The organism is Chroococcidiopsis sp. SAG 2025 (assembly GCF_032860985.1).
GTDB lineage: Bacteria > Cyanobacteriota > Cyanobacteriia > Cyanobacteriales > Chroococcidiopsidaceae > Chroococcidiopsis.
Genome location: NZ_JAOCNC010000001.1, coordinates 954,367 through 976,365, shown reverse-complemented (window position 1 = coordinate 976,365; position 21,999 = coordinate 954,367). Strand labels below are relative to the sequence as shown.

The following is a 21,999-nucleotide window of genomic DNA, read 5'->3' as shown; positions in this document are numbered from 1 at the left end:
CTCGCTCCCTCAGCTTTCTTCCCCTGCTCCCTGCTCCCTGCTCCCTCCTCCCCTAATAGCCTGTTTCATCTCGCGCACGGCTCGTTCCATACCAACTAAAGCCGCTCGACTAATAATTGTATGACCGATGTTGAGTTCTTCCATGTCAGGAATACAGGCAATTGGGTAAACATTCCAATAGGTTAAACCGTGTCCGGCGTTAACTCGCAATCCAGAGGCGATCGCTTGTTCGCAGCCTTTGGCTAACACTGTCAATTCTGCTTGGCGGCTGGCTGCTGATTTTGCCTCAGCATAGCGTCCCGTATGCAGTTCGATAAAGTTGGCTTTAGTCTTGACAGAAGCTTGAATTTGTGCGTCCTCGGCATCAATAAACAAACTTACGGGAATATTTGCCGTTTGTAGCTTGTCTACTACCTCGCTCATGCGATTCAGTTGTCCTGCTATATCTAATCCCCCTTCAGTTGTCACCTCTTCTCGCCGTTCGGGAACTAGGGTGACATAATCTGGCTTTACATCTAGAGCGATCGCCACCATTTCTGCTGTCGCTGCCATTTCCAAATTCAGGTGCGTGCGGACTGTCTGCCGCAATATTCTCACATCCCTTTCTTGAATGTGTCGCCGATCTTCGCGCAGGTGAACTGTAATCCCGTCAGCTCCGGCTAATTCTGCTAGCACTGCTGCTGCCACGGGATCTGGCTCTACCGTGCGTCGAGCTTGTCGAATCGTAGCAATATGATCGATATTTACTCCCAGTGTAGGCATCCACGCTCCCTATGCTTGCCGTCTCCGCACTTAATTTTACCAAGAGTCAAACTAAGTCGTAAGTTGTAAGTCGTAAGTCGTAAGTGGAGGACTGCAAAAAAAGTGCGATCGCCCTATCATAGAAGTTAGATGGCTCCGAATCTAGCTCGCTTCCTACGAGATGGCATCTACAGAAAAATTAGCGATCGGGGCATTGAGCATCAGCATAAAGATTTGCCTTAGAGCTGATAAATAAAATAGGAGGCAAGCTATGCGCGATCGCGTTAACTTAACCTAATTTGATATATTTTCGATTCCTTAATATAACTTAATAATTTCCGAGAAAGGAATCATTCTAGATGTAGCTATACCAATATTAAGTTATCAATTATTTAGTCAGTGGGAAGACTTGTGAAAACTTCTTCCCTCAGTTTCCAGTCCCTACCCCTTAGCTTAGCTCCAAAGATGTGTCCATTAAGTGTCAGTACTAGCCGCTCTACTCATGCCTTGGAAACAGGGGAAGCCAAGCTGTGGAGTTTGCTGGTGGGAGTGAATCAATATCAAGACGCTCGGCTACCGTCGCTGAGTTATTCTGCCTCTGATTGCCAAGGATTGACAGAAGCGCTGGCAGAAGCAACTCAAGGATTTCCACGCAAGGAACCGATCGCGCATCACGATTTCGCTACTCATCCACCCACACTAGAGGCAGTGCGGCAAAGTTTAGAACAAATTGTCGCAGTGGCTCAACCTCAAGATACAATTTTGCTTTACTTTTCCGGTCATGGAGTTTTAGATCGGGAGACGGGGCAAGTCGTTTTATGTTTGGCAGATACATCGAAAGATAACTTACTGCAAACAGGTTTGAAGTTGCCAGATGTATTAGAGCTATTGCAAAAGAGTCAAGTTCATCGCCAAATGCTATGGCTCGATGCTTGTCATAGTGGGGATCTCACTTTACGGGGAGCTAAAGGTGAAGTGACGGTAGAACAACCAGAACTGAACCCAGCACAGCAATTGATGGAGGTATTGAGGCAACGAGCAACTCAAAGCCGGGGTTTTTATGCCTTATTGTCCTGCGATCGCAAGCAAAGGTCTTGGGAATTTCCCGAACTGAAGCATGGGTTATTTACTTACTACCTAATGCAAGGATTAAGGGGGGAAGCCGCCGACGCTCAAGGTGTAATTGATGCGGATGGGCTGTATAAATACGTTTATCACCAAACTATCCAATATATCGATCGGTTAAATCACCAACTGCGGCTGATGAATCAGCAAAAGCGCAGCCGAGGAGAATTAGATTTACATCCAGAATACCCTTTACAAACCCCGAAGCGAATTGTGGAAGGGGTAGGAGAACTCGTTTTAGGGTTAAAGGTAGACGAACGCATCCCACAACCAGTCAAACACAGCCGCCGCGCTCTTGTATGCGATGGTTTTGCTGATAGTAATGCCGTTTATGCTTTCAGTCGAGCTTTACAAACAGCCGGAAATTTTGCCCTAGAATATTTTCCCCAGTCAGGTAAAGCCTGGACGGATGCCAGATATGCCATTCAAGGCTGCTTGCGATCGCCCGTTTCCTCCCAAGAACCAGAAACAGTTTTGTTATACTTGCGCGGTAGAATGGAGGCGATCGCGGATGGGGAAGCTTGGCTAGTTATGGGTGACAGCCTGCGACTAAGTCGTTCTTGGTTGCAGCAAGAGTTACGCCGTAGTGCGACAGCACGACAAATTATTATTCTCGATTTTCTGGGTACAGAGCGATCGCCAGCAACACTGCAAGAGTGGATCGAAGAATTACAGCTCAGTGGTGGAAAACAGTGTATTATTGCTGCTGCACCCTTCGAGCGCGCGCCAGAGCAATTTACTCATGCTTTGCTAGAAACATTGGCAGCAAAGGAACCATCCTCACCTTTGTCAGTAACAGCATGGATGGAAGAATTACAGCAAAAGTTAGAACGGGTGGGAATGCCATTGCACCTGTGGCTGTCAGAAACCGCTAGTGAGATAGAAATTTTCCCTCCAACGACGTTGACAGCAACAAAATTCATTCCATCGCCACCAAAACCGCCACAGATTGAAAAGCATGCTGTCAGCCACTCTACGCCCAAAGTGCAGCCACCAGCAGCCGCCGCCAGTCCTCCACCTCCAGCACCCGCACCAGCAACACTATCACCGGCGAAAGAATATTTTTCACAGCAATACGCTCAGTTAGAAAAAATTTTGCGGGAACTGGTAGGACCAATTGCTCCTACCTTACTATCTCAGGTTGCAACTCCAAATTCTCAACCGCATAACTGGGTAGAAAATTTGCTGCCAATATTATCACCGCAGCAACAAAATCAATTGCGTCAACAATCGATCTCCTTATTACAACAAATCCCAGGATCGCAACCGCAAACGCGATCGTCATCTTGTGCTGCAAGTTGGCAACACGAAACTTTATCAGAAAATTTTATCCATCAATGCGAGCAAGCTTTATCTATGGCGATCGGTCCCATTGCGACTTTCTTAATCCAAAATACAATTAAATCACAACCACAAATTTCGCGATCGGAATTAATAGAAATATTAGCTACCGCGATTCACGATCCTCTGCAAGCAGCAGCCTTTCGCCGTCAATTGTTGTAGTGATAAAAAAGGGATATGACGATTATAGAGACGTTCCGTGAAACGTCTCTACATCGTCATGACTACACGGAAGCGAAGTAAACTTTGGATTTTGTGGGGTCAGGAGTCATGGTTTTATCCCCAGGCTGCCAACCAGCCGGGCAAACTTCATCTGGATGGCTTTGAACGTACTGAATTGCTTTCAACGTCCGTAGAGTTTCTTCAACACTACGACCGAAGGAAAGGTTGTTAATTGTAGCGTGTTGGATAACTCCCTCTTTGTCAATTAGAAACAGACCGCGAAGGGCAACACCTGCTTCTGGATCTAAGACATTGTAAGCAGCACTAATATCTTTCTTGATGTCAGAAACAAGAGGATAGTTGAGGTCGCCAACGCCACCTGACTTGCGATCTGTTTGAATCCACGCTAAGTGGGAGAATTCGCTATCTACAGAAACGCCGAGGACTTCGGTATTAACTGCCTTGAATTCCTCGAAGCGATCGCTGAAGGCAGTAATCTCAGTGGGACAAACGAATGTAAAGTCTAGAGGGTAGAAAAATAGTACGACATACTTGCCACGATAGTCAGATAGTTTGATAGTCTTAAATTCCTGATCTACTACTGCTGTGGCAGTGAAGTCTGGAGCAGGTTGTCCAACACGGAGGCATCCTTCACTTGCGTAACTTAGTGGCATTAACCAATTCTCCTTTGTTGTGTCTACTATTTGGCAAATTTAGGGAAAGCTAGTTGAGATTCACCCTTACGCTTATAGGCAAGTTCTCAGCTTCCCGTACAGTTGATTTTTACGTTACGTAACAAATATATCATAGTCATAACGATTTTGAGTAGCAATGGGCAATCTAGATACAAGAGAATGGCTGTTGACAAATGGGTTGGGTAGTTTTGCCTGCGGTACGGTAGTGAATGCTCGGACTCGAATTTATCACGGCTGGTTGATTGCTGCCCTCACTCCTCCTAGTCAGCGTACCCTTTTACTGTCCCATCTAGATGCCAGTTTAGAAGTTGCTGCTCAAGTCTTTGCCCTATCGACAAATTTTTGGGGTGGTGGCACAGTCGAACCAACTGGCTACGAGCTACTACAAAGTTTTGCGATCGAACCAGTACCAACCTGGGTATGGGGTGCAGATCGCTGGCAATTGTCGAGGCAATTGATAATGCCAGGTGAGGGAGCAGGGAGCGCTTCGGTGCTGGGAGCAGGGGGAAGAGAGCTGAGGGAGCTGGGGGAGAGAACAGAGCAATTACCAATTACCAATTACCAATCGTTTAACCACCGAATCTTAATTCAGTACCAATATCAGGGACGAGAGACAGCTATTTTGCGATTGCGTCCGGTAATTGCCGATCGCAAGTTTCACGACTCACAACGGGAGGATGAAGATCTACAATTTTCTCAATTAGTTGCCGAGAGTTCTGTTTGTCTGCAAGCCATAAAATCGGGACTTGTAGGCACGTTATGGCACTTACATTGGACGCAGGGGGAGTATCAACCAAATGGCGTATGGTACTGGAATTATTTACTACCAGAAGAGACAAAACGGGGACTGAGCGATCGCGAAGATCTGTACAGTCCTGGCTATTTCACAATCAATCTCAAACCAGGCACAACCGTCACCCTAGAAGCAAAAGTAGGACTGCCAGAATCTCCTTTAACCGATGATGATTTTGAAAAAGCGATAGAAAGTCAAAATTCAAAATTCAAAATTCAAAATTCAAAATTCAAAATTCAAAATTTCCCGACTCCCGTAGAGACGGATTTTGAGCGAGGATCTATCGCCTCATCCGTCGATCTTTCGCTAAACCCGCCCCTACGACTCCCAACTTCCGACTCCCGACTCCCGCAATTACTTCTCAAAGCCGGAGAACAATTTATTGTCTATCGTCAGTCAATAGCTGGAGCAACGATAATTGCTGGTTATCCTTGGCTGGAGGACTTCAGTAGAGATGCATTAATTGCTTTGCCAGGATTAACACTCTCGACGGGACGGTATGGCTTAGCAAAAGAGTTGTTGGGAACGTTTGGTAAATATTGCTGTTGCGGTTTAATGCCAAATTGTTTGTCAGATGGCGATCGCGAACCTATATATCACAATGTTGATGTTTCGCTGTGGTGGATTGAAACTTTGGGTCTTTATCTAGAGGCTAGTCAGGACTGGGATTTTTTGGCAACTCAATATCCGATCGTGCAGCAAATATATAAAGCCTTTATGACTGGCACGAAATACAAAATTCAAGTTGATGCGGCTGACGAGTTGGTAATTTGGGATGCGGCTGATGCGGCGCTGACTTGGATGGATGTAAAAATTGACGGTCAGCCGGTCACGCCGCGTCAGGGTAAACCGATAGAAGTCAATGCTCTGTGGTACTCTGCTTTGTGTTGGGCAAGTCTTTGGGCAGAACGGCTCAGCCGTACTCCTGGGGAGAATGTGGAGCGTTTGAGCAACCAGGCACGACGATATACCCAGCAAGCACACAAGGTCAAAACCTCGCTACAAAAGTTTTGGAATCCTACCCTTGGTTATCTGTACGATGCGATCGCTCTCGACGATCTCCCCAACAATCAAATCCGTCCTAATGCCGTTTTAGCTCTATCTTTACGTCACTGTGCTTTTAGCAAAACTCAAGGACAGAGAATACTGCAACTAGCAACCCGCAGCCTACTAACTCCCTATGGCTTGCGTAGTCTTGCTCCTAACGATCCTGAATACATTGGCAACTATGCCGGAGCGCCGCATCAACGCGATCGCGCGGCTCATCAAGGCACAGTTTGGAGCTGGTTAATTGGTGCTTACGTGCGTGCTTGGCAGCGTTTTTATCCCACGCAACCGCTACCGATTGACTGGCAACCAATGCTAGTTCACTTACAACACCAAGCTTGCCTCGGCTCTATTTCCGAACTTTTCGACGGCGATCTACCACACACTCCCCGAGGGGCGATCGCCAAAGCTGGCGCTGTTGCCGAACTGATGAGACTGTTATGAGATAGTTGACGGTTGACGGTTGACAGTGAACAAAGGGTGTAGGGTGTGGGGAGAATTCGGAAGTGCGGAAGTGCGGAATTCGGAATTAATCAATCGCTGGTCACTGGTCACTGATAACTGCTGCCCCGCCACCATGAACTGTACCATCCGGCATCACTGCACCTTTGAGGGTGACACCATTAATTTTGGCGTGGAGTATGTTGGCTTTGTATAGCCTCGCTCGGCAAAGATTAGCACGGTTGAGGTTAGCACCTAGCAAATTCGCTTCTTCAAGATTGGCTTCAATTAAATTTGTCCCTTCCATGTTTGCCTTTTGCAAGTCAGCTTGACTCAAGTTCGTTTGAACTAAGTTTGCTTGCAATAAGTCTGCCTGTTTGAGTTTGGCTCGATGCAAGTTTGCCCCAACTAATGTAGCGCGTCGAATGCTAGCTTGAATCAGGTTTGCCTCTTGTAGGTTTGCATGACTAAAATTAGCTTTGTAAATGTCGGCTCCCTGGAGGTTAGCTGCTTCTAAACAAGCTTGCTGACAGTTTACTCCTATGAGGTCTGCCATGTAGAGATTTGCCCCCTTCATGTTTGCTTCTTTGAGAAATGCTCCTCTCATATCAGCGCCACTAAGGTTGGCATATTCCAAGTTTACGCCAGCAAAATTGACAAAAGCGAGATTGAATCCACTTAAATTTGCACCTTGTAAATCTGGAACGAGTTCTCGATTTTGTTCGCGCCAATCGTTCCAGGTTACAACTCCTTTTTGCAGCCATGCTAAATGCTCTGGTGGAGACTCTGCGATCGCACCTTCTGAGGGGTGCGGCGTTGGCTTGGTCATGGATAGTTCAACTGGCAGCCCCAATAAACTGTCAATCTTTGCCCGTAGCTCCAGTAGTGCTTTACGATCTAATAAAGTTAAGATATCTTGGGCAATGGATTGCAGCGTTACAGCAGAGGGCTGTACGGAACTAGGCTGCTTTTCAGTCATACTATTATTTACATAGGAATTGCTTCTCACTTATCTTTCCCAAATTTCTCACCATCTGTAGCAGAGTCAGTCAAGAAGACAAAAGTTTGAGGGGCAGTTTTTTTGACATGACTTACAGCAAAACAAAAAATTCTGCGATTAAACCCGCCCGTACACAAGTCAGAAGTCAAAATAATATCTATGCAGATTAAACTGGCTACCTCAGCTCTCGATATATCGCGATGCTTTCCGAGAACGGTTATCAGTTATCAGTTATCAGTCAACTAACAACCGTCAACCATCAATCATCAACCAATAACATTGCTTTTTGTAAATATCATAATATGTTGTGATGGCAAAACATCTTTTGTTGTCTGCCATTGCAAACCGATCGCTTGCATCTCTTTGCGGGCTTGTTTTTGGGTCATTTTATGTAAGGTTTTGATTGGAATAAAAGGATTTTCTCGTCGATATTCAACTAGTACCACCCTGCCATCTGGCTTGAGCGCTTTTACTAATTCTTTCATCATTTCATTAGGATGAGAAAATTCATGATAAGCATCTACCATTAAAGCTAGATCGATGCTCTTTGCAGGTAATTTAGGATTGGCGATCGCACCTAAAATAGGTTCTACATTGGTGATTTTATTTTCTTGTTTGAGAAACTCAATTATGTCTAACATTTCTGGTTGAACGTCAACAGCAAATACTTTACCTTGAGGTACTGCTTTCGCTAGCCGAAAGCTAAAATATCCCGTACCAGCACCAATATCTGCCACTACATCAGTAGGTTTTAAATCGAGAGCTGCGATCGCTTTTGTTGGTTGTTCTTCCCGTTCTCGACTTGGACGTTCTAGCCATAAACTTCCTGTATGTCCCATCACTTTAGCAATTTCCCTACCCAAGTAAAACTTACCTATGCCATCCGCACTAGGAGAACGATATTCATAAACTTTTGGATTTATTAGGTTAGATTGTGTTTCTACATCTGCGGCGACGCTACTAACATTAAATCCTAGACAAAAGACAATTAAGCACAGTCCGCAAGTGATGCGTAAAAATGATGAAATACGTGTCTTCAATTGCATTTTTATGAGTAGTAATTGGTCGTAGGTAAGGGCGCACAGCCGTGCGCCCTTACAGTAGTGAGTCGGGAGTGGCTGTTGGTTGGTAGCCGGACTCTTTGCTATACACCAGCCACTAGCCACTAGTCACTGACAACTGATAATTTTGTAGAGACGTTACATGTAACGTCTCTACACTAACAACTGTTCACTATCTCTGTGCCTCTAATTTTTTGACTCTTGCCTCTAATTGATTGACTTGCTGTTTTGTTTCGATCGCTAATGTTGCTAGGTTATCAAAAGATTGTAACTGAGTTAAGGTATTGCGATCGCGTCTGCGATTATCTGTACTTGGCGTTCTGGGAAGATTGGGGCGAGACGTGCGATCGATTTGACTTTCTAGGCGATCGAGCCTTGCTTCTAAGGTTCTAAGGTCGAATTCTAATGAGTTGAAGCGCGAATCTGATTGTTGAGATAATGCAACTCTAGGTATAAAACCAATCGTCAAAAATATACCGATCAAACCCACTAAGAGCGGCAATAATATTTGTCTAAAAATACGATTATTGTTCGGCATAGATTATATAAAATGGACAAAAAAAGTGTCATCAGTCATTTGTCTATTGACTTATGACCGATGACCAATTACCAATTACCAATTGCTAATTACAGTCTAACGAAAATTTCCAGGATTTAACCGCGAATCAGAGCTATTTTGCTTGACTTGTACGGCATCGTCAAGTTCTGCTCCAGTGCCACCATCCTTTGCATCTAAGAAGGGTTTGAGGTTAATATTCTTGGTATTAGTGCGTTTTTTTCCAGCCAAAACTTCACGACCCATGTTGATGAGATCGCTAATTTCGCTCTGTCTTCCCTGATAAGTACTGACTGCATCAGTTTGCTGTCCGCTATCAGCTACGGTGAGGTTTTCAAAGACGCGATCGCGAGTTGATATGGGGTCTTGTCCTGGTGGTACGGTAAACACAATCCGACACGACGAGTCTCTTTCTGTCGTGACGCAAACAGTGTTGTAACTATTTTCTACCCCTGTGGTCATTTCTAATAAACCATCGGGACGGTAAGATTCTAAACGACGAGCAATTTCGTTACAACGTCTTTGAGGATTCCAACCACCACCCAAAGCTGATGGTCTTGCCCACTGAAAAAACTCTCCTGGTTGGCTTTCTGGCTGGTAAACTACAGTGTACTCGCCATTTACGGTCTGACAGCTAAATCGCGTTGCTCTAGTAACAGGATCTGAACTGCCAGGATTGCGGCGGGAAGTAGGCGCGGTATCGCCTTCTGTATCTACGACAATATCTCGATCGCGGTTGGTCGAGCGACTATTGCGATCGCTAGAACGAGAATTATCTTGAGCTATTATCATCCCTTGGCGGGGAAAAGCCATTGCAGTTTCATGTGCTAACAGCAAGGCTAACCCCATTGATAAACTCAAACCTCTTAACAATTGAAACTTAAAAGTTTTTGCAGACATGAAAAATAATCCTCAAACTTAACCCTGCTGCCTCTAAGCTATCTACCTCAAGCCAGTGATGTATCTAGTGCAGGAAAGATTGTTTACATTTATCGATGATGCTTTTTCTTGGTTATCAGTTCCTTCTGAATTAAAATTTTTTCCACCCTTGCTTTCATTTCGGCATGACGCGCTACTCCCTCGTATGTATAGCGGTTGTAGCCATTGCGTTGAATCAGTTCTTCGACATAGCGAATGCGATCGCCTGTTGGGGGGTGAGAAGATAACCATGCTGGCGGTTCTCCCCTTTTGTCTTGTTCTTTAAGCGTCACTAACAGATCGCGTAAACCATCAGCTGCATAGCCGCTAGCTGCAATTAATCTCGTCCCTAAAGCATCTGCTTGGCGTTCCATATCGCGACTGTATCTCATGGCAAAAAGGTTTGTCACAGTCCCACCATAGGGAATATATTGAGTCACATTCGCCAGTAAATTGCCTTCAGCTGCCAACTGAAACCCGTGGGAAAGGACGGCGTGAGATAATTCGTGTGCCAGTAATCCAGCCAACTCTGCCTCAGATTCAGTTTTGGCGATCGCACCTGCATTCACAAATACCTTTCCACCTGGTAAGGCAAAAGCATTTAAATTATCGTCTAAAACGACGTAAAACTCATATTGAAAATCGTCGCGACCTGTAACTTTAGCTAGTTTTTGTCCAATTTCATTGACGTAATCAATGACTATTTTGTCTTCTACCATTGGCAATTGTTCTCGCGCATCTTTGGCAATCGATTTACCGATGGATGATTCCCCTCGTAATAACATCGAGCCTGTTTGCAACGCCGATAGCGGACCCAACAGACTACCTGTAAGGGCATATCCTGCTACCCCAGTAATCACATTGGCGATCGCATTTCCTCGCAACTTGCGGCGCAGATGTCGCGTATAGTTGTCTAAATGCAGGTCAGCTAGTTGAGTAAATTCTGCGGTGCTATGTTGGTTGGGATTGAGAATTGCAAATCTTCGCGCGGCGATCGAGGCTTCCATCCATTTTTTTTCAGCAACAAAAGCTTCTATTTTGGCTTTTACTAACTCCGATCGATCGGGATAAAGAGATGTTGCTCGTTCCAAAACATCGATCGCTTCATTGGGATGACCTTGTTTGTTGAGTGCTGCTGCCAATTGCAGATGTCCGGGGATGAATTGGGGATATTGTTCTACCAACAATCGCAAGGGAACCAAAGTTCTCGTTTGCAGATTTTGAGCGATACCAGCTTCTGCTTCCCGCCAATAAACCTTACCTGCTGGCGATAGCTGAGTTGCATCAACAATCGGTTCTGGACGCTGTTTAACTTCTATAGGGGTAGTAAAAGGCTCTTTGACTTCTCGATAGAGTTTTTCTGCTTCTGCGTGCTGTCCGGCTTGATGCAGGCGATCCGCTTCAATTAGTTTTTTTCTCTGCTCGACAATTGTTGTGAGGCGGGAAGCAGTGGTTTCTAGTTCAAATGTGGGTGGTTCTGCTGGTTGTTGTTGGGTGGATGTATTTTCTGTTGGCGCAGGGGGTATCGCCATAACTGGCGTTCCAGAGACAAGCAAAGCTACATTTAAAGCGATCGCCAGTCGAGTCCAGGCGGGTTTCATAGGGCGTATGTCCGAGTGTGGGAGTGTAGATAATTTTTAGTCTATAGTTGTTGTAAGACTTTATGCGATCGTGACAAATATTTTTCTAAACGCTCTCCACAAAAAGGCAAGCATTGCTAGCCACGGCACTAATAATATGATGCTCAGAACTTTGAGCGAATGAGTACTCCTCAAGACTTTTCTAATTTGATTGTACGTAGTTCTCAAATCTCCTTTGCTCAGCGCTCGAAACGTGAGTTTAATTCCATACTTGATACATTCTTCTAGCGCTTTCTATTTGAAATTTATCTAATGCTCGTTCTGATATTTGAGCTAATACGCTTTCTATTGCTTCTGATAAATAACTCGATCTTTCATAAGTTGGGATCGGTATCGACCAGATTGGTCTTTGACTGGTTTCTGGTGTCATCTCAACTTTATGTTGGTTAAAAATTAGTTGTATAGCTTTAGATCGATTGCCAGATATTATACGCACTAGCGATCGCGCGGGCTGTTTTGCACATTACAGAAAGCTTATTGAACTCATAATGAGTTTATTTTATCCCAAATGCTTATTCTGCATACTCTACGGCGTTCCCTATTCTGAAAAAAAAGCGATACATTAATAAGTAAGTATTTACATTACTTAATACTTCTGTTAACTTTTTGAAATCTTTGACAAACTCAGCGCAACATCTGCATCATGTCTACAACCACCTTTTTAGCTACCATTCTCAAACCCAACACTAGCCCTAACTTCTGGTCGTAGACTGCTTGGGCTGTCCTGCGTGCTGTCGTAGGGATTGTCATGGTTCATAATGGCTTAGACAAACTGGGTAATATCGAAAGCTTTTCTCAAGCTTACGTCGAGTACATTGGTTTACCCTTCCCGATCTTTTTCAGCTACTTAGCTGCATTAACCGAAACAATCGGTGCGCCACTGGTAGCAATTGGCTTTTTGACCCGTCCAGCTGCTTTTGGTTTGTTCGGAACCATGTGTGTAGCGATGTACCATCACATCTTGGTTGCTGGTTTAAATCTTTCTTATCTAGAACTTTCTGCTGTTTATGCAGTTTGCTTTCTCTTCTTCACCATCAATGGTGGCGGACTATTCTCCACGGATGCTTTGATTGCTAACTGGCTCGATGCTAGTGCTTTCTCTATGCAAGCGAAGCGGATTATGCGCTTAGAAAAAGCTTATCAGGCTCAGAGTGTGGCGGAAATGGTAAGTAAGTAATGAGTTGTGAGTCGTGATGGAAGATTGGCAACTTGCGATCGCCATTCGCTCTACGATTTAGGGAAAGAAGCGATCGCTTCCTTCCCTAGTTTTTCTATTTTTACAGCAACCCTCAATCGTTTATGAAGAGCTTGTACTACAGTCATCATTAGTTATTGATAAATGACCAATGACAAATGACAACATATGAGGGCGCTCTATCTCAATAGTCTCGTTACCCTAATATCGTATTCAATACCTTGTGGATGGTCGCTTCTAGCCTGCGCTCTAGCGAGGCGATCGACTTTATCTTTGGACTCTGCGTCGATTTCGTAGCGTGCTGTTTCGCTTCTGCAACTAGCACTTGTCATTTCTAAGCATTCTTTGATATCTACCAATACTTCATAAGTGTGCATCGTTTGAGAACCTCCTCGTTCGAGATGCAAAAGGTAGGAATTAAGTTCAGTATATGAAGCTACGGAGTTCACAGTCTTTAATAAACACAATTCTTTATGGTTATTCGTCATTTGTCATTTGTCATTCGTCAGGAGCCAGGAGCCAGGAGTCATGAGTAATAAATTTCCTATACCCTATACCCCACACCCCACACCCTACTAACTGATAACTGATAACTGGTCACTGATAACTGTCCCTAACTGGGTAAACTTCATAAAGTGGTAAGGTAACTTGAAATGTCGTACCTATGCCAATTTCACTTGCTACTGTAATTGTGCCCTGATGGGCTTCTACAGACTTTTTGACAATGGCAAGTCCTAATCCCGTGCCTGGAATTGTACCGACATTACTAGCCCGATGAAACGTCTCAAATAATTGGGATAGTTCTGTTTGCGGAATCCCGATCCCTTGGTCTTGAACTTGGAAAATTAGATGCTCTAATTGAAAAATTAACTTGAAATTGACAGTACCACCTTTAGGAGAATATTTGATTGCATTTGAGAGTAAATTAGTAAAAATGTGTCGTAGGAGCTTTTCATCCATACAAGCATGAATATACTGGCGCTTGCAATGAAATAGAACTTTATGGTTTTTGGCAGTTATTTCTATTTCTTCTATGAGTTCCTGGCAAAAACTGACGACATCAATCGAGTGGGGATTAAATTCAATTTTTCTAGCTTCTGCTTTACCAATTAACAGGACATCATTTAAAAGTCCGGTCATGTGTTTTACAGAAGTGGCAATCCGCTGAAAATGCTGATTCTTGCGCTCCTCTGTCCATTTATAGCCGTAATCCCGTACTAACTCTGTCGAAGATAAAATTGTGGTTAATGGTGTTCGAAATTCATGGGAAGCTATAGAGATAAATTTGCTTTTCATCTCGTTTAAATGCTTTTCTTGTTGTAAAGCTCTATCGGTTTCTGCTCTGGCAGCTTCAGCTACTCTTACCTGTAACATCGCTGCTTCTATTCTTTTCTTTTCAGTTATATCTCGCGCTACACAAACGAAACCCTGCTTGTTACCCTGTTCGTCAACAATAGCAGAAGAACTAAGAGATACAGGAATTGTTCTACCTTCGGCTGTTAACAGATTTGTTTCCAGATTGAGATTTAACCCGCGATCGGCTAACGTATAAACACTCAAGTTTGTGTTTTGGCTTAGAAAAATATCGATCGACTTACCAAGTAATTCGCTTTTTGAAAACCCAAGTAAATCGAGTGTTGCTTGATTTACCTTAGTAACAATTCGTTCTGGATTAGTTACAATTAGTAAATCTGACATTGAGCTGAGAATTTTATCTAAATAGATTTGAGATACTGTTGTTCTCGATAAACCTAATATCATTTGATTAAAAGCATCAGCTAAAACTCCGAGTTCATCGTGAGAATCGATCGCAACTCTAGTTTCTAAATGACCTTCTCCAACCTGAATGGCTGCTGCTTTTAGCTTGTCGATTGGTTTGAGAATAGAACGAGAAATGAAATAGCCTACAACAATGGCAGTTATGACAGCAGCTAAAGTTGAGGAGACGATCGCACGCTCACCCATGAGAAACATTTTTTCGGTTTCTCTAGCTTCGGTTAATAAATTATTTCCGGCACGCTGCTTGTATGCCTTGATCGCAGGTAACAAGCTTTTTTCTACATACCATTCTAATTTATTTGCTAAAAGCTGCTTGGCATCCCACTCATTAGTAGATAGAAGTTGTAAATATTGCGCGACCAAAGTTTTATATCTTAAAAAATTTGCTTTTAGTGCCTTAAGACTTTGATAACTTTCTTCTGATTCTTTTCTCGTAATATCGGTTTCAAAACCTGCTATTAATGGCGGGTCATTTCTGTTAATTCTATCATCTATAATGTTTTCAATTTTGCTTAATTTAGACTCAATTAGTGCAACGACTTCTCCTCTACTATATATATGTATTTCTCCAATTGAAAGCTTATGTGTTGCTACATTAACCGCTTGTAAGTCAGCGATCGCCTGACCGGAAAACTCAAACTCATAAATGTATTTTTTGTTAATTCGATCTATATGAGCGTGAGTATGTTTATCAACAATTAATGCCAGACAACCGATTGAGCCTACTAATAAAGAAGTCCCGACAAAACCTATGGTTAACTTTTGACGAATCTTCATGTCAGAAACCAATTTATGGGAGTCGCGATCGCGCTGATAGCTATAGCTATGCATTTTCATTTCAACTTCCGGGAATTGCGATCGACGACCGTAAAAATACGGGTGTATCCCAAAAAAATAGAGACGCAAATTCTTGCGCCTCTACAATTACACTTACAACTAGTCAAAATCTATGAAGTCTTGGTTTTTGATTTAGAAGCAGTCGTTGTCTTGCGAGTGCTACTACTAGCGGTTTTTTTCTTGGCTGTAGTTGCAGTCCCATTACCGTTAGCATTTGCCTTAGTCGATTTGCGCGTCGTCGATTTTTTAGCGCTCGATTCCTTTGAGGCTAATAGTTCTAACGCCTTATCTAAAGTCATATCTTCGACTTTTTGCCCCTCTGGTAATCCCACATTGGTCTTTCCATGCTTGACGTAAAGCCCGTAGGGACCCTCGAAGATGTTGACTGGTTCCCCATCTCCTGGATGAGCGCCCAACTCGCGTAATGCTGATTTGGATTTGCTGCTGGTACGTCGTCCTTTCTTGGGTTCAGCAAGAATCTCTAGCGCTCGTTCCAAAGTTACTGTCAAAACATTGTCAGTTGATTTGAGCGATCGATAGTCTTTGCCTTCCTTACCTTGGTCGTGGACGACATAGGGTCCATAGGGTCCAATACTAGCTTGAATTTTGCCTCCCGTTGCTGGGTGAGTACCAAGTAGCCGAGGTAGAGATAGCAAACCAACAGCCGTTTCTAAGGTGACATTTTCGGGGGTGATACCTTTAGGTAATGAGGCTTGCTTGGGTTTGGGCTTATCCTCAGTTTTTTCCCCTAGTTGCACGTAAGGACCGTGAGGACCAATCTTGACATAGATCGGCTCTCCAGTTTCAGGGTGAATCCCTACCTTGTCCGGTCCTTCGGTTTTCTGTTTGAGCAACTTTTCCACTAATTCGGCATCTAAATCTGCCGGAGTCCAGTCTTTAGGAATGGAAGCAGTCACAGTATCGCTACCGTTCTGTGCTTCGATATAAGGACCGTAACTGCCAATGCGGACTTTTGCTTCTAAGTCATCAAAGGCGACTGTTCTCGCAACGTTGACTTCAATTTGACTTTCCCGTGCCTTGACTAGAGTTTCCAGTCCCGCATCGCCTGAATAAAACTTGCGGAGATATGGCAACCAAGCTGCTTCACCCGTGGCAATATCATCCAAGGTTTGCTCCATCTTGGAGGTAAAGCTAGGGTCTACCAAGTCAGGAAAATGCTGTTCTAACAAGGCAGTGACAGCAAAGGCAGTAAAAGTAGGAACGAGGGCGTTGCTGACAATTTGGGCGTAGCCTCGGTCTACAATTGTGCCGATGATGCTGGCGTAGGTACTGGGGCGACCGATACCCTCGCTTTCTAGGGTTTTAACGAGAGAAGCTTCCGTATATCTCGCAGGGGGTTGGGTTTCGTGACCGATTGCCTCTAGGTTTTTGCAGTCGGGGCGATCGCCTTTTTTCAGCGGTGGTAAAATGACTTCTCGATCTTCTAATGCTGCTTCTGGGTCGTCGTAACCCTCCACATAAGCACGTAAGAAGCCAGGAAAGTCGATTCGCTTACCACTAGCCCTAAACCCTGCGTCTTCTACCTGTAATTGCACGATAACTTGAGTTTGGCGCGAGTCTGCCATCTGGGTCGCCACGGTGCGCTTCCAGATCAAATCGTATAGGTCGAATTCTCTACCGCTCAAACCTGTTTCTTTGGGCGTGCGGAAACTGCTTCCTGCGGGGCGAATGGCTTCGTGTGCTTCCTGTGCGCCTTTACTTTTGGTAGAGTACTGGCGCGGTTGGGGACTGAGATAATTTTTGCCATACATCTGCTCGACGCAACTACGGGCAGCTGCGATCGCCTGCTCGGATAGATGTACCGAGTCGGTACGCATGTAGGTAATATATCCCTGTTCGTAGAGGTTTTGGGCGACCCGCATCGTGTCCCGCGCCGACAAGCGCAGTTTGCGGTTAGATTCCTGTTGCAGGGTAGAGGTGGTAAAGGGTGGTGCGGGTTTGCGCGTCGTAGGACGTTCTTCTAAATCCGTCACCGTCCAAGGTTTGCCCGTTAAACGCTCCAGTAGTTCCCTGGCTTGGGTTTCATTCAATAAAACAACATTGCGTCCGGCAACGATCTGCCCTGTATCTGGGTCAAAATCGCTGCCATTGGCGACTTTTGTACCAGCTAGGGCGATCAGTTTGGCTTCAAATTCACCTTTCGCCTCCAAGGTGGCTTTGAGATCCCAGTAACTCCCTTGGCGGAAAGCACGGCGTTGTCGTTCGCGGTTCACTAAAAGTCTGACTGCAACTGACTGTACCCGTCCGGCGGATAGCCCTTTGGCAATTTTTTTCCACAATAGAGGGGACAGAGTATAACCTACCAGGCGATCGAGTATTCGGCGCGTTTCTTGGGCGCGAACGAGCTGTTCGTCTACGGTGCGGCAATTTTTCAGCGCTTTGCGGATTGCGTCTTGGGTAATTTCGTGGAATACCATCCGCTTGACCGGAACTTTTGGCTGGAGTAGCTGCAACAAGTGCCAGCTAATGCTTTCGCCCTCTCGGTCTTCGTCTGTCGCCAGTACGAGTTCGTCAGCAGATTTCAGTGCTTCCTTGAGCTGTGTGACAATTTTCTTTTTATCCTTGGGAATCACGTACAGCGGTTCAAAGTCACTTTCCACATTCACGCCCAACTGCGCCCATTTTTCCCCTTTAACGTTGGCGGGAATATCGGTTGCTGATTGGGGTAGGTCGCGCACGTGACCCATAGACGCTTCGACCCGAAAGTCCCTTGGCAGGTAGTTACGGATGGTGCGTGCTTTGGTGGGGGATTCGACGATAACGAGAGTTGACATGAGAACCTAAAGGAAAAATAGCGGCTGCGGCTGAAAAATCAGAATTAAGGATTTATCGGTCGGATGTCAATAGTTCACTCCTACTACGATTGGATTGGGGAGAGGGTCAAGTGCCTACTGCAAAAATCGATCGCTGCGGTGGGCATAGCTCCAGCTTCTCCTACTCAACTATTTCCATCTTTAACTTATATCTAGCATTAGTGGCTACCATTGAATGCAAGTTATAGTTCTAGACAATAGCTGGAAGTCCTGGCAGGTAGTGCCAAAATTCACATAAAAATTTTATAATTCACGCCGCTCGCGCTTGGTAGTCGCAGGGGCAATTGTCTAGGAAATAGCTTTACTTTACACAGTTGGTAGCTGAAAAAATTTACGTGTACTGAAGTTATACCGCATAATCGAGGGTAGATCGATTTTTGTAGTTTTTTGTAGTACAAACGAAACGATGCGGCGATCGAGCAGTGTTACTTGATGTTACCCAAGGTATTGTTCGACTACCCGTACAGCAATTTGAGAGATAGATGAGTTCATAGATTGCAGACATGCAATTATTGTAAGGATAAGCGGCATTATAGGCATAAGGTGGTACTGTCTACCTCCGTATCATTTCTGATAGAGCGTGGATTTAGAATTTGAATTTGGAATTTAGGCAAAATAAAATTGCCTGCGATCGCCATTTAATTAATAAGGCGCGATCGCGTGAGTTTTCAAGTACAATTAGCGTAAAATAAACCTACCTACTAAGGTTTTTCTATGGATAATTCAACCACAAACTAAGTAACTCAAACATCAATATTTTCAGAATTAGTCCAATATCTACTATCAGGCTTCTAGCTAACGATTGAGTTCAGCGGCAGCAAATAACCTCGAACTTCACACCAGAGAAATTTCAACTGTCCGCTGCATTTGAATTATTAGCCTGCGCGGTTAGATCGGGAGCTTGGTTATCTCGCATCACTCTAATTAAAAATCGTAATGCCTCATTAACTGCATCAGCATTAGGAAAAATCTCTGCAACATCAGGCTCTAAACGGACAGTTGCTCCACCAAAACTTTTCCTTCCAGAACCTAACTTTCTAACTCGTAGACTCTTCAAGTCATACTCTGTACGCAAATCATCTTCCATTTCTAAATTATCCCTGTTCATAAACTTCTCGCTCAATTCGTATCACTTCTCTTGCATTAATAATGCGAATCGAATCTCTTCTTTGGGTATACGAAACAATCAATAATCGCCCTCGATTTGACTCTCCAACAATAAGATACCTCTCCTCATCTTCAGAGTGGTGAACAGTTTCGCCTTCCGCAATCTTCTGACGTACCATTGCAGCCATCCGATCCCATCGATCGTCTGTCGTGGCAGCGAAACGAGTTTCTCATTTTTGTTCGTCTTGCAACTCTGCTGAAAATCGAGCCGCGATCGCATCCTGTTGATCTGCAGGAAGTTTCTGGATTTCTGCGATGGCTTGCTGAAGAAGTTCGGTCATGAGTCTCAGGAATGGGTAGAGGTTGAGTCAGTAATCATATTCTATCTGATTCGATCTTTTCAGATTCAAGCAAATTATGGGTTCTTATTCGCTCACAAGCACTTTGGCGATCGCTTCAATCTGATTCACAACTACCGAGATATGTCCTTCATTTGGATACATCACCAGCTTGTTCGTTGGGAGAGTCGCAGCAATCCGTTTTACCAGAGCAGGCGGAATATTCCGATCCTCTTCACTATAGAACAATGTCAGTGGCATCCGAATTTCATCTAAACTAAAGTCCCACGTTCTGAAGTAAAGCTGAAGATCCCAGGCAGTTCCTCGTGTTCCTGAACAAAGTCCCTCGTTCAAAGCCTCACAGCTTTTCTCGATCCGACCTGGCGATTTTAATACCGCATAATCTGCTGCCGGAAGTGTTTTTTTGAAGGTTTCTAATAGTTTATCTGGAGGACCATTAAGCGATCGCGTGTTATGAGATTGTGACTGTTCGTTGCCAGAAGATCGCAATTTAACTAAGGTGCGATCGCGTGAGTTTTCAAGCACAATTAGTTTAGTTTAAAATCCATCCTCTTTTTAGAGTTTTTTATTTGGTAAATCAATGCGAAAAAAATTTCCATTTTTAGCTTCAACTAAAATACCGATCTTGTTATTGGGTTTTCCACAGTATCCGCCTTTTTTAGCACTTTCGTCTGTTTCTTCAGCACAGCGATCGCCAGAATTGTCAAACTGAATAATTCCTCCTTCAACAGTACTCTCGTCTACAATAAAATCAGGCTTTGACAATACATTCTTTAGCTCGCTACGGAGACAGTCATCCACATTATTAAAGGAATTAATCCAATTTGAGCAAATTTTGGACGCTCCTCGCAAACCCTCAGCGAGAGTTAAAGTAGCATCATACGCCATCGCCGTATTCCAGTTGATAGCATGTTGACCGAAGTATTGATCGGCTTTTTGTTGTAAAGGGAACCAAGGATTATTTCTATGCCAAGGAACAGCAACTATGATTCTCTTATTTGCATCGTTAAGCGCTTTTGCAACTTCTAAGTTATACATACTATCTGCTCCAAAGAGAGGTAGAGTTGCCTTTCTGAGGATAGATAGAACTAGTCTGTTCTTTGCTCTTGGAGAACTTGGAGCTAGTAGCAGTGCTTCTGCTTGTTTTCCTACTTTTTCTAAACAATAATCATCGTCAAAGTGATCGTCGCTTAGATTGCAGTCTTTGTCGCTTCTTTTGCCGCTTTCATTGATAACTTCATAGCCATTTCCCAGAAATTTAAATTGTTTTTCAAATATCTTTTTATAACTTTCACTATATATGTCATTGTCATGAACAATCGCTATCTTTTTGATTTTTGTATGATTGCTAATGTATTTGACTAGTTGTTTTACTGCAATGCTGTCATTAGAAGCAGTACGAAATAAATAATCATTAGAAGTGAAATGATTGTCGTTCGACTGATCAGAGTTAACAGCAGTACTACTAGGAGAAATAGCAACAACTTTCTTTTCTTGATAGATTGGTCCAGCAGCTTCAGTAGCAGTACTTGTAGAGTGTCCAATTACGCCCAAAATCGGTGGTCTTCCTACTAAAAATTTGGCTACCTCTTGAGCATTATTGAAGCCGTCATCAGCAATGCCAACTATTAGTTTTCTTTCATCAATACCATTCTCTTCATCATTCACCTTATACTGAGCTAGAGCAATACCTCTCAAAGTTTCTTGTGCTTCAGAGACACCTTTAGAATTACTTCTACTAATTGGAACACTTACAGCAATTTCAATAGGATGTTTTTTGCTCCGCTGAGCTTTGGCGTTATTTAAGTAAATATGCGCTTCTGGATCGTTTGGACACTTCTGTCCATCAATATATTGTCTGAATTGATCTTCAGCTGCTGGCGTATCTTTACCGTAGCTTTTCGTGCCGTTTTCTTTAAGATTGAAGTTATTTCTACAACTCTCCTTTCTAGTAGCTTCTTCTAGGCTATCTTCTGAAATTAAAAATCTCTCACCCCAACTAAAGCAATATTCGTTACCATCTGGGCATTTAAACTGAGTAGTTGAAGGCTGAAATCTTAATCCAGCAATTAAATGCTGAAATCTTAATCCAGCAATTAAATAAATTAGGACTGTGCCAATCATAAGTAGCAACAAAATCCTTCGTAATCTAGGAGATAATGGTCGATCTAAATTGAAGAATTTGAGTGCAATGGCAGTTATAAAAATTAGCAGCTGAATTAATAAGAGAACAATATAATAATCCTTAAGCAGTGACGTAGTAATAAACTTATTAAACAGGCTTATATCAACGATAAAAATCAGGACAAAAATAGTATCGAGTAATATTAATAAGTTAGACCATTAGCTATCTCTAATAAAACCAACA

The 21,999-nt window shown here is 43.6% G+C and carries 16 protein-coding genes and 2 pseudogenes; 3 read left to right on the top strand and 15 right to left on the bottom strand.

Annotated elements, in window-relative coordinates:
- Window positions 1–9 precede the first annotated feature (9 nt).
- Window positions 10–762, bottom strand: coding sequence for a pyridoxine 5'-phosphate synthase (locus N4J56_RS04700; protein WP_317105393.1), 753 nt, complete (start codon window positions 760–762; stop codon window positions 10–12).
- Between the two features lie 390 nt (window positions 763–1,152).
- On the opposite strand from N4J56_RS04700, the gene N4J56_RS04695 reads away from it, so the two are divergent.
- Window positions 1,153–3,369 carry a caspase domain-containing protein gene (locus N4J56_RS04695; RefSeq protein ID WP_317105392.1) on the top strand — a complete coding sequence of 739 codons (2,217 nt, stop codon included), beginning with the start codon at window positions 1,153–1,155 and terminating at the stop codon, window positions 3,367–3,369.
- A 62-nt stretch (window positions 3,370–3,431) separates the two neighbouring features.
- On the opposite strand, the gene N4J56_RS04690 is transcribed toward N4J56_RS04695, so the two are convergent.
- Complete coding sequence (locus N4J56_RS04690) at window positions 3,432–4,043, bottom strand: peroxiredoxin (RefSeq protein ID WP_317105391.1); 612 nt, start codon at window positions 4,041–4,043, stop codon at window positions 3,432–3,434.
- A gap of 157 nt (window positions 4,044–4,200) precedes the next feature.
- Between N4J56_RS04690 and N4J56_RS04685 the strand changes: the two genes are divergently transcribed.
- Window positions 4,201–6,348 carry an amylo-alpha-1,6-glucosidase gene (locus N4J56_RS04685; RefSeq protein ID WP_317105390.1) on the top strand — a complete coding sequence of 716 codons (2,148 nt, stop codon included), beginning with the start codon at window positions 4,201–4,203 and terminating at the stop codon, window positions 6,346–6,348.
- A gap of 100 nt (window positions 6,349–6,448) precedes the next feature.
- On the opposite strand, the gene N4J56_RS04680 is transcribed toward N4J56_RS04685, so the two are convergent.
- The 6 genes from N4J56_RS04680 to N4J56_RS04655 form a co-directional block, all read right to left on the bottom strand.
- Window positions 6,449–7,324 carry a pentapeptide repeat-containing protein gene (locus N4J56_RS04680; protein WP_317105389.1) on the bottom strand — a complete coding sequence of 292 codons (876 nt, stop codon included), beginning with the start codon at window positions 7,322–7,324 and terminating at the stop codon, window positions 6,449–6,451.
- A 287-nt stretch (window positions 7,325–7,611) separates the two neighbouring features.
- Window positions 7,612–8,391, bottom strand: coding sequence for a class I SAM-dependent methyltransferase (locus tag N4J56_RS04675; RefSeq protein ID WP_410500420.1), 780 nt, complete (start codon window positions 8,389–8,391; stop codon window positions 7,612–7,614).
- Between the two features lie 187 nt (window positions 8,392–8,578).
- Window positions 8,579–8,944, bottom strand: coding sequence for a hypothetical protein (locus N4J56_RS04670; RefSeq protein WP_317105387.1), 366 nt, complete (start codon window positions 8,942–8,944; stop codon window positions 8,579–8,581).
- Between the two features lie 96 nt (window positions 8,945–9,040).
- On the bottom strand, window positions 9,041–9,862 hold the full coding sequence (locus N4J56_RS04665) for a COP23 domain-containing protein (RefSeq protein WP_317105386.1): 822 nt from the start codon (window positions 9,860–9,862) through the stop codon (window positions 9,041–9,043).
- Window positions 9,863–9,951: 89 nt separating this feature from the next.
- Window positions 9,952–11,481 (bottom strand): M48 family metalloprotease, encoded by a 1,530-nt coding sequence (locus tag N4J56_RS04660; protein ID WP_317105385.1) that lies wholly within the window; start codon window positions 11,479–11,481, stop codon window positions 9,952–9,954.
- 238 nt (window positions 11,482–11,719) lie between these two features.
- Window positions 11,720–11,890 (bottom strand): hypothetical protein, encoded by a 171-nt coding sequence (locus N4J56_RS04655; RefSeq protein ID WP_317105384.1) that lies wholly within the window; start codon window positions 11,888–11,890, stop codon window positions 11,720–11,722.
- 273 nt (window positions 11,891–12,163) lie between these two features.
- Between N4J56_RS04655 and N4J56_RS04645 the strand changes: the two are divergent.
- Window positions 12,164–12,697, top strand: a pseudogene (locus N4J56_RS04645) (DoxX family protein).
- A gap of 197 nt (window positions 12,698–12,894) precedes the next feature.
- On the opposite strand, the gene N4J56_RS40760 reads toward N4J56_RS04645, so the two are convergent.
- The 7 genes and pseudogenes from N4J56_RS40760 to N4J56_RS04610 form a co-directional block, all read right to left on the bottom strand.
- The gene (locus tag N4J56_RS40760; RefSeq protein WP_015153447.1) at window positions 12,895–13,092 is read right to left on the bottom strand and encodes a hypothetical protein; all 198 of its coding nucleotides are present in this window, start codon (window positions 13,090–13,092) and stop codon (window positions 12,895–12,897) included.
- 220 nt (window positions 13,093–13,312) lie between these two features.
- Complete coding sequence (locus N4J56_RS04635) at window positions 13,313–15,331, bottom strand: sensor histidine kinase (protein ID WP_317105380.1); 2,019 nt, start codon at window positions 15,329–15,331, stop codon at window positions 13,313–13,315.
- Window positions 15,332–15,441: 110 nt separating this feature from the next.
- Window positions 15,442–18,126, bottom strand: coding sequence for a type I DNA topoisomerase (gene topA, locus N4J56_RS04630; RefSeq protein ID WP_317105379.1), 2,685 nt, complete (start codon window positions 18,124–18,126; stop codon window positions 15,442–15,444).
- An 889-nt stretch (window positions 18,127–19,015) separates the two neighbouring features.
- A complete protein-coding gene (locus tag N4J56_RS04625; protein WP_317105378.1) occupies window positions 19,016–19,273 on the bottom strand; it encodes a hypothetical protein in 258 nt (85 codons plus the stop codon).
- Window positions 19,260–19,613: pseudogene (locus N4J56_RS40755) on the bottom strand (BrnT family toxin). Before N4J56_RS40755 ends, N4J56_RS04625 begins: the two are co-directional and overlap by 14 nt.
- Before the next feature lie 84 nt (window positions 19,614–19,697).
- A complete protein-coding gene (locus N4J56_RS04615) occupies window positions 19,698–20,156 on the bottom strand; it encodes a hypothetical protein (RefSeq protein ID WP_317105376.1) in 459 nt (152 codons plus the stop codon).
- A gap of 30 nt (window positions 20,157–20,186) precedes the next feature.
- On the bottom strand, window positions 20,187–21,755 hold the full coding sequence (locus N4J56_RS04610; RefSeq protein WP_317105375.1) for an ABC transporter substrate-binding protein: 1,569 nt from the start codon (window positions 21,753–21,755) through the stop codon (window positions 20,187–20,189).
- Window positions 21,756–21,999 lie beyond the last annotated feature (244 nt).

Coding starts and splice junctions, on each gene's coding strand:
- N4J56_RS04665 (WP_317105386.1), bottom strand. CDS start 9,862: ATGTCTGCAAAAACTTTTAAGTTTCAATTGTTAAGAGGTTTGAGTTTA.
- N4J56_RS04670 (WP_317105387.1), bottom strand. CDS start 8,944: ATGCCGAACAATAATCGTATTTTTAGACAAATATTATTGCCGCTCTTA.
- N4J56_RS04685 (WP_317105390.1), top strand. CDS start 4,201: ATGGGCAATCTAGATACAAGAGAATGGCTGTTGACAAATGGGTTGGGT.
- N4J56_RS04660 (WP_317105385.1), bottom strand. CDS start 11,481: ATGAAACCCGCCTGGACTCGACTGGCGATCGCTTTAAATGTAGCTTTG.
- topA (WP_317105379.1), bottom strand. CDS start 18,126: ATGTCAACTCTCGTTATCGTCGAATCCCCCACCAAAGCACGCACCATC.
- N4J56_RS04655 (WP_317105384.1), bottom strand. CDS start 11,890: ATGACACCAGAAACCAGTCAAAGACCAATCTGGTCGATACCGATCCCA.
- N4J56_RS04610 (WP_317105375.1), bottom strand. CDS start 21,755: ATGATTGGCACAGTCCTAATTTATTTAATTGCTGGATTAAGATTTCAG.
- N4J56_RS04625 (WP_317105378.1), bottom strand. CDS start 19,273: ATGAACAGGGATAATTTAGAAATGGAAGATGATTTGCGTACAGAGTAT.
- N4J56_RS04675 (WP_410500420.1), bottom strand. CDS start 8,391: ATGCAATTGAAGACACGTATTTCATCATTTTTACGCATCACTTGCGGA.
- N4J56_RS04690 (WP_317105391.1), bottom strand. CDS start 4,043: ATGCCACTAAGTTACGCAAGTGAAGGATGCCTCCGTGTTGGACAACCT.
- N4J56_RS04700 (WP_317105393.1), bottom strand. CDS start 762: ATGCCTACACTGGGAGTAAATATCGATCATATTGCTACGATTCGACAA.
- N4J56_RS04680 (WP_317105389.1), bottom strand. CDS start 7,324: ATGACTGAAAAGCAGCCTAGTTCCGTACAGCCCTCTGCTGTAACGCTG.
- N4J56_RS40760 (WP_015153447.1), bottom strand. CDS start 13,092: ATGCACACTTATGAAGTATTGGTAGATATCAAAGAATGCTTAGAAATG.
- N4J56_RS04635 (WP_317105380.1), bottom strand. CDS start 15,331: ATGAAAATGCATAGCTATAGCTATCAGCGCGATCGCGACTCCCATAAA.